This is a genomic window from Kocuria sp. (assembly GCF_030538595.1).
Classification (GTDB): Bacteria; Actinomycetota; Actinomycetes; order Actinomycetales; family Micrococcaceae; genus Kocuria.
Map to the genome: position 1 here is coordinate 97,721 of NZ_JAUNTS010000014.1, position 7,197 is coordinate 104,917.

General features: G+C 61.2%; 7 protein-coding genes and 1 tRNA gene. All 8 read right to left on the bottom strand.

Annotation, left to right across the window (positions count from 1 at the left end; all coding sequences use genetic code 11):
- Positions 1 to 154: 154 nt before the first annotated feature.
- The 8 genes from Q4G32_RS11770 to Q4G32_RS11805 all read right to left on the bottom strand — a co-directional run bounded on the left by Q4G32_RS11770 (position 155) and on the right by Q4G32_RS11805 (position 6,864).
- Positions 155 to 466 (bottom strand): superinfection immunity protein, encoded by a 312-nt coding sequence (locus tag Q4G32_RS11770; RefSeq protein WP_303351638.1) that lies wholly within the window; start codon positions 464 to 466, stop codon positions 155 to 157.
- A 332-nt stretch (positions 467 to 798) separates the two neighbouring features.
- The gene (locus Q4G32_RS11775) at positions 799 to 1,404 is read right to left on the bottom strand and encodes a mycothiol-dependent nitroreductase Rv2466c family protein (protein WP_303351639.1); all 606 of its coding nucleotides are present in this window, start codon (positions 1,402 to 1,404) and stop codon (positions 799 to 801) included.
- Between the two features lie 94 nt (positions 1,405 to 1,498).
- The gene (locus Q4G32_RS11780) at positions 1,499 to 2,065 is read right to left on the bottom strand and encodes a DUF1697 domain-containing protein (RefSeq protein ID WP_303351641.1); all 567 of its coding nucleotides are present in this window, start codon (positions 2,063 to 2,065) and stop codon (positions 1,499 to 1,501) included.
- 47 nt (positions 2,066 to 2,112) lie between these two features.
- Positions 2,113 to 3,402 carry an ATP-dependent Clp protease ATP-binding subunit ClpX gene (gene clpX, locus Q4G32_RS11785; protein WP_303351643.1) on the bottom strand — a complete coding sequence of 430 codons (1,290 nt, stop codon included), beginning with the start codon at positions 3,400 to 3,402 and terminating at the stop codon, positions 2,113 to 2,115.
- Between the two features lie 263 nt (positions 3,403 to 3,665).
- Positions 3,666 to 4,364, bottom strand: a complete 699-nt coding sequence (locus tag Q4G32_RS11790) for an ATP-dependent Clp protease proteolytic subunit (protein ID WP_303351650.1) — start codon at positions 4,362 to 4,364, stop codon at positions 3,666 to 3,668.
- A gap of 73 nt (positions 4,365 to 4,437) precedes the next feature.
- A complete protein-coding gene (locus Q4G32_RS11795) occupies positions 4,438 to 5,088 on the bottom strand; it encodes an ATP-dependent Clp protease proteolytic subunit (RefSeq protein WP_303351644.1) in 651 nt (216 codons plus the stop codon).
- Between the two features lie 222 nt (positions 5,089 to 5,310).
- Positions 5,311 to 6,651 (bottom strand): trigger factor, encoded by a 1,341-nt coding sequence (gene tig / locus Q4G32_RS11800; RefSeq protein ID WP_303351646.1) that lies wholly within the window; start codon positions 6,649 to 6,651, stop codon positions 5,311 to 5,313.
- Between the two features lie 140 nt (positions 6,652 to 6,791).
- Positions 6,792 to 6,864, bottom strand: a tRNA-Pro gene (locus Q4G32_RS11805).
- Between the last annotated feature and the right edge of the window lie 333 nt (positions 6,865 to 7,197).

Sequence of the window (7,197 nt, forward strand, 5' to 3'; positions counted from 1 at the left end):
GGGGGAACGCCCCCCCACCCCGCCCCGGCCGCGGGGGCCGGGGGGGCGGGGGGGGGGGCCCACACACTGGGTCAGGGCCCACACAACCGGCCACTCGGCGTTGACGTGAGAGCCAAGATCGTGACCCCAACCGACGTATGCAGAGCAGCTCCTACTACCGTGGTGGATTGCCCGAATAGGGGTATTGGGCGGGAGTGCCCGGGTACGGACCGTTCTGGATAATCACTTGGGGCTCTTGGCGCGAGCTGAAGGCCATCGCCAAGGCGACGACCCAGCCCACCAAGATCCATCCGAGGAGTACGTTGATGACCACAATTGAGCCAATATTCGGTGCTTTACGTATAAACGCAATGATGCTTGGCAACAGATAAAGCAATCCACCAACAACGAATCCGATCAACAACAGAATCACAACGAGGACGCCAGCACCGGCGGCCTCCGCATTGGATGCTTGAGCAAATAGCACGCTTCAACCTTTCACTGACACCGTCAACATGGATCTGACAAGTAACCTTAACTCTGGATCGCGCATGACGAAAATTCGTGACTAATAGTTGAGAGCCTTATGCCAATCAGATTCGGGAAAATCGTGCCAGCCGGTGCTGAGTGTCCAGATAACTCGGCCCTCGCCTATCAGACCCGACCGGCGAGGGCCGAGAGCACCGATGTATGAGATTCAGCTTTAGCGGACGTCGTACGGGCTGAAGCCGTCACCCAGATGACGAGTGGCCGGTTGTGTGGGCCCTGAACTGTTCAGGAGCCACACAACCGGCCACTCGGCGCTTGAGTGAGACAGAGTCAGCTGAAATCCGGACCCTTTTCGCGGCCACGCTTGATTTCGTAGAAACCCGGGTAGCTGGCCAAGGTCAGGGCAGCATCCCAGATCTTGCCGGCTTCCTCACCCTTGGGTGCGGGCGTGAAGACGGGACCGAAGAAGCCCACACCATTCACCGCAATACAAGGTGTGCCAATGTCCTTGCCTGCCACTTTCTGAGCAGCTTCCGTGGAGGCGCGTAGGGCGTCGTCGTACTGGTCAGAATTGCGGGCCTCTGCCAGCTCAACCGGCAGACCAACTTCCTCCAGGGCTTCCTCCAGGACGGCTACCAACTGGTCGTCCTTACCGCGGCGCCCCGGGTGAATGCGGGTGCCGATGGCGTCGTACAGCGGCTTGCGGTACTGATCCCCGTGGGCCTGGGCAGCTGCCTCCACCACGCGCACAGGCCACATGGATTCCTCATGACCGTGATGGTGATTCTCCGGATTGTTCTCATTGAGGATGCCCAAGGAAATGATCCGCCAGTTGACGTCTACCTGGCGGACCTGTTGCACCTCCCCCATCCAGCGGGAGGTCATCCACGCCCAGGGGCACAGCGGATCAAACCAGAAATCAACGGTGTCAGTCATGGGTTCTCCTTACCGAGACATTCCTTGGCACCACTTCCGGTGCCCTTGTCATCAACGCTACGACGACGACGCGTCCACAGCTGGCCGATCCCGCTCAGATCCGGGCCTTGATCTCCCGCAGCGAACGAAGATTCCGTGCCGTACCACGCCGACCGTCAGGCAAGCTCAGCTGCATCACCCGCTCTGCCACGCGGGAGGCGGAGAGCCCTGACGGGGTGTGCAGCCAGAGAACTTCGCCATCAAAGTCGATCTGATCCACGTCATGCGGAGTCATCAAAGCTGCTGCCCGCTCCCGCATCTCAGGTGGTGCGATCTGAGGGTAAAAGACCCCGTGAACGCATCGTGGGTCCTCAACATCTGGCCACGGGCAGGCTGCCAGCACCTGAGTCAGCCGGTCGGTCCGCACCATGACCACGGGAACCACAAACCCGAATTCATCCTGTAGAGCCACGGACAGCAACTCCCCCAGATCATCCAGGGGGCGGTGCAGAGGATCACTGGCCATCAGATTGCCGGACTGGATGTACGTCTGCACATCTACAAGCCCCGCCGATTGCGCCAAGTCACGCAGTGCTGCCATGGGCACCTTGTGGCGCCCGCCCACGTTGATCCCGCGTAACAGCGCCACAACCCGGTGGTCGGTGGGCTGGGAATCTCTCACGCGCGGATCCGTTCAGAAGGGTGGGATCTATTCGGCTGAGGGCAGGCTCAGGCCGATTTGGATTCGTCTTCAAGTTCCGCCGTGATGACCTGTGGCGCCACGCCATCGGTCACGCTGTCCGCATCCACAATGACCTCCGCAGCATCCTCCACCGTGGGCAGGTCAAACATCACGGGAAGCAGCACTTCCTCCATGATGGCGCGCAGCCCGCGAGCACCTGTGCCGCGATCAATGGCTTTCTCCGCAATGGCCTGCAGCGCCTCCGGCGTGAAGGTCAGGGTCACACCGTCAAGGTCAAACATCTTCTGGTACTGCTTGGTCAGCGCGTTCTTGGGCTCCACCAAGATGCGTTTGAGGTCTTCATCCGTGAGCTCATTCAGCGCCGTGATGATGGGCAGACGGCCAATGAACTCAGGAATCAGACCGAATTTGAGCAAGTCCTCCGGCATGACCTTGCCCATGAGTTCTGACACCGGGCCGTGAGCAATCTGTTCAACGGGGGCCCCAAAGCCAATAGAGGTTTTACCGGCCCGCGACTCCACAATGTCCTCCAGACCGGCAAACGCACCGGCCACAATGAAGAGCACATTGGTGGTGTCGATCTGGATGAAATCCTGCTGCGGATGCTTGCGGCCACCCTGGGGCGGGACGGAGGCCACCGTTCCTTCCAGAATCTTCAACAAGGCCTGTTGCACCCCTTCACCGGAGACATCCCTGGTGATGGAGGGGTTTTCAGACTTGCGGGAGATCTTGTCAATCTCATCAATGTAGATGATCCCGGACTCAGCCCGCTTCACATCAAAGTCAGCGGCCTGGATGAGTTTGAGCAGAATGTTCTCAACGTCCTCACCCACATATCCCGCCTCCGTCAGGGAGGTGGCATCAGCCACGGCGAACGGCACATTGAGGCGACGCGCCAAGGACTGCGCCAGGTAGGTCTTGCCGGAACCGGTGGGCCCCACCAGCAAAATATTGGACTTGGCAATCTCAACATCTTCATCCCCGGCGGCCGTGGCCAGCTGCAAGGGCTTACCGGACTGGGAGGCGCGCACTCGTTTGTAGTGGTTGTAGACCGCCACGGACAGCGCACGCTTTGCGGTCTCCTGCCCCACCACGTACTGCTGAAGGTGCTCAAAAATCTCCCGCGGAGTGGGGAGGGAGGTTTCTTCCGAAGCCTCGACCTCCGTCAGTTCCTCTTCAATGATTTCATTGCACAGCTCAATGCACTCATCACAGATGTAGACGCCAGGCCCAGCGATGAGCTTGCGAACCTGCTTCTGTGACTTTCCGCAGAAAGAGCACTTCAGCAGATCAGCGCTTTCGCCGATGCGGGCCATGTGCACTCCTTAGAGCTGATCGAGATGGTGTGTTCGGTCCCTGACGTAGGCACCCTGCAGTACCGGGAGCGTGTCCCCTCCCATGCACTGGAAAGCCACGATACGCGAGCCCACTGACAGCTACCAATACGACACCGCCTGCCGCACCAATGTGCCCTACCCGCTGAGGCTTGTACCCACCCAGAACACTCAACGACGGCGGCCCGCGGGCCGCCGTCGTTGGCTTGGGTTGCGCACATGCAATCCCGGGAGTCAGAGGTGACTCAGGCGGTCACCGTCTTGGGCTTGACGGCCTTGCGGGACTCCAGGACGTGATCCACGATTCCGTAGTCCTTGGCCTCGGTGGCCGTGAGGATCTTGTCGCGCTCAATGTCCCGGTTGATCTCCTCGGAAGACTTGCCCGTGTGCAGCGCCATGGTGTCTTCCAGCCAGGTGCGCATCCGCACAATCTCATTGGCCTGGATCTCAATGTCAGATGCCTGGCCACCACCTTGACCCTGCATGGCGGGCTGGTGGATCAACACGCGGGCGTTCGGCAGCGCCAGGCGCTTGCCTGGGGTTCCAGCAGCCAGCAACACGGAAGCTGCGGATGCCGCTTGACCCAAGCACACGGTCTGAATCTCCGGGCGGATGAACTGCATGGTGTCGTAAATGGCAGTCATGGCGGTGAAAGAGCCGCCCGGTGAGTTGATGTACATGGTGATGTCCCGGTCAGAATCCTGGGCTTCGAGCACCAGGAGTTGAGCCATCACATCGTCCGCAGAGGCATCGTCCACCTGCACGCCCAAGAACACAATGCGGTCCTCGAACAGCTTGGTGTACGGGTTCTGACGGCGGTACCCGTACGGGGTGCGTTCCTCAAAGTCGGGAAGCACATAGCGGTTGGTGGGCAAGTTGCCTGCGGTGGAGCCGGGCAGATACGCACCTGCGCCCGCCTGACCCAACCCTGCCTGTCCAAACATGGAGTTCATGGAAGTCATCCTTTGAAAAATAAGCCGTGTTCTACCGGTGGATTCTTAGGTGTCCACCTGCGGGTCAGGACTCGCGGTCCTTCATGGTCCCGCCGCCACCGGAAACACCGGAGGCATTCTGGGCAATGTGATCGAAGAAGCCGTATTCCAGGCCGCGCTCGGCGGTGAACCAGTTGTCGCGGTCGTTGTCTTCCAGGATCTTCTCAATGCTCTGGCCGGTCTGCTCAGCAGTCAGCTCAGCCAAACGACGCTTCATGTCCATGATCAGTTCAGCCTGGACCCGAACGTCTGAGGCGGTACCACCCATGCCACCGGACGGCTGGTGCATCAAGATGCGGGTGTTGGGTGTGGCGTAACGCTTGCCCGGTGTACCGGAGGACAGCAGGAACTGCCCCATGGAGGCGGCCAGGCCGGTGGCCACAGTCACCACGTCATTGGGGATCAACTGCATGGTGTCGTAAATCGCCATACCGGCGGTCACCGAACCACCCGGCGAGTTGATGTAAAGGTAAATGTCCGCTTCCGGGTCTTCTGCGGAAAGCAGCAGCATCTGGGAGCAGATCAGATTGGCGTTGCGGTCCTCAACCTGGGAGCCCAACCAGATAATGCGTTCCTTCAGCAGGCGGTTGTAGACGTAATCGTCCTGGCCTGCCACGGGCTGGCTGTCCATCCGCGGCTGGGCGGAGGACTGCTCCGGGGAAAACGGAGAGGTCATGAGTGCATCCCTCTTTCGCATGAGTTCTAAGGTCGCGTTCGAGCCTAGTTGAACGGTCGGCACCCGGATCCGTTGCCCGCGCATTGTTCGCTGGCGGCGTGCCTTCACCCCGGACACACAACAGCGCCCGCTGCACAGGTTTTCATCACCTGCGCGGCGGGCGCCGTCGTTCTCATCACCAACGGTGCAGCCAGCGGGCTTGGTGCCCGGCTGCACGGGGCGTCACTTCTCTTCGGAAGCCTCTTCGGTTTCGGTGCCCTCGGCTGCGTCCTCGGCACCGGCCGGGGTAACAAAAGCGGTCAAGTCCACGGCGTTGCCCTCTGAATCAACCACCTCAGCGTGCTCCAACACCTTGGCCAGAGCCTTACGACGCCGGACCTCGCCCACCATCATCCCGGCCTGACCGGAGCCATCCAGCATCTGGGCGAACTGGTTGGGGTCCATGCCGTACTGCTGGGAGGTAGAGATGATGTAGTCGATCAGCTCGGACTGCTCAACGCTCAGCTCTTCCTTGTCCGCCACGGCGTCCAGGACGACCTCGTTGCGGAACGCGGTCTTGGCGTTCTCCTCAACCTCGGCGCGGTGCTCGGCGGTGTCGTGATCGGCTTCAGCGTTCGGGTTGTTGAAGTGCTGGTCGATCTGTTCCTTGATCACAGACTCAGGAACCTCAACCTCAACCAGACCCACCAGCTGCTCCAGAACCTTGTCCCGGGCCTCAACACCCTGCTCCACCACCACGGAGTCGGCGGCCTGCTTCTTGAGGTCTGCGCGCAGTTCCTCAATGGTGTCGAACTCGGAGGCCAGCTGGGCAAAGTCGTCGTCGGCCTCGGGCAGCTCGCGCTCCTTGACGGCGGTGACCTTGACCTTCACGGTTGCTTCCTGGCCCGAGTGCTCGCCGCCGGCCAGAGTGGTCACAAAGGTGGCGTCTTCGTCAGCGGAGAGACCGGTCACGGCCTCGTCCATGCCTTCCAGCATGGTGCCGGAGCCGACCTCGTAGGAGAGGTCATTGGCGGCGTCCACTTCTTCGTCGTCGATCAGGGCCTGCAGGTCCAGGGAGACAAAGTCGCCCTCGGCTGCGGGGCGATCAATGGCTTTCAGGGTGCCAAAGCGTCCGCGCAGCTCATCCAGGGCCTTCTGCTCGTCCTCATCGCCGGCAGTGCGGGCTTCCACCTCAACCTTGAGGCCCTTGTATTCGGGCAGCTCAATCTCGGGGCGCACGGTGACCTCAATGGTGGCCTTGGTGGCGGCCTCGCGGTCCTCGGCGGTGGGCTGCTGGGTGACTTCCAGCTGCGGCTGGGCAATCGGGGTCAGTTCGTGCTCGGCCAGGGCCTGCTGGAAGTAGGTGTCCATGGCCTCGTTCAGCGCGTTCTCCACCACAAAGTCGTAGCCCACGCGCTGTTCGATCAACTTGGCCGGAACCTTGCCTACACGGAACCCGGGGACCTGGATCTGGTTGGCCAGGGACTTGAAGGTGCGGTCGATAAACGGCTTGAGGTCCGCAAACGGGACTTCCAGCGCGATCTTCGCCTGGGTGGGGCTGACGTTTTCGACGGTGCTCTGCACTGGGGCTGCGCTCCTGATAGATGGATGGTGACAGGTCTCAGCCCGCGGCCGCATCGCCGTCGCAGCTTGTTCAGCTGCACCGCGTTGAGGTCACGGGCGCGGTATGCGATCCCCGCAACCAAGGTTGCGGGGATCGAATGTCGGGGTGACAGGACTCGAACCTGCGATCTCCTGCTCCCAAAGCAGGCGCGCTAGCCACTGCGCTACACCCCGTGGGTGATCTGCGTTCCCTTTCGGCAGCGCCGAAGGGGTACTCGGGAGGTATAACCCGAACACAGACATCGCACGAGTCTAGCGCGCCGGGCACCGTACGCGAACTCGGTGCGATTCGGTGGTGTTGCTGGGGTTCCACTCGCGGGCCCCTCCGGACACTCGCGCTCGATCTGAGTTTGTCTACGACGCCGGACCTCGGGTACCGTTGCATCGCTCACTGGCACTCGCCTGGCAGCCGGAACGTACCGTCCGCCGGTTGGGATTGCTGTGCGCGGGGATGTAGCTCAATGGTAGAGCCCCAGTCTTCCAAACTGGCTACGCGGGTTCGATTCC

Coding starts and splice junctions, on each gene's coding strand:
- Q4G32_RS11775 (WP_303351639.1), bottom strand. CDS start 1,404: ATGACTGACACCGTTGATTTCTGGTTTGATCCGCTGTGCCCCTGGGCG.
- Q4G32_RS11795 (WP_303351644.1), bottom strand. CDS start 5,088: ATGACCTCTCCGTTTTCCCCGGAGCAGTCCTCCGCCCAGCCGCGGATG.
- Q4G32_RS11790 (WP_303351650.1), bottom strand. CDS start 4,364: ATGTTTGGACAGGCAGGGTTGGGTCAGGCGGGCGCAGGTGCGTATCTG.
- clpX (WP_303351643.1), bottom strand. CDS start 3,402: ATGGCCCGCATCGGCGAAAGCGCTGATCTGCTGAAGTGCTCTTTCTGC.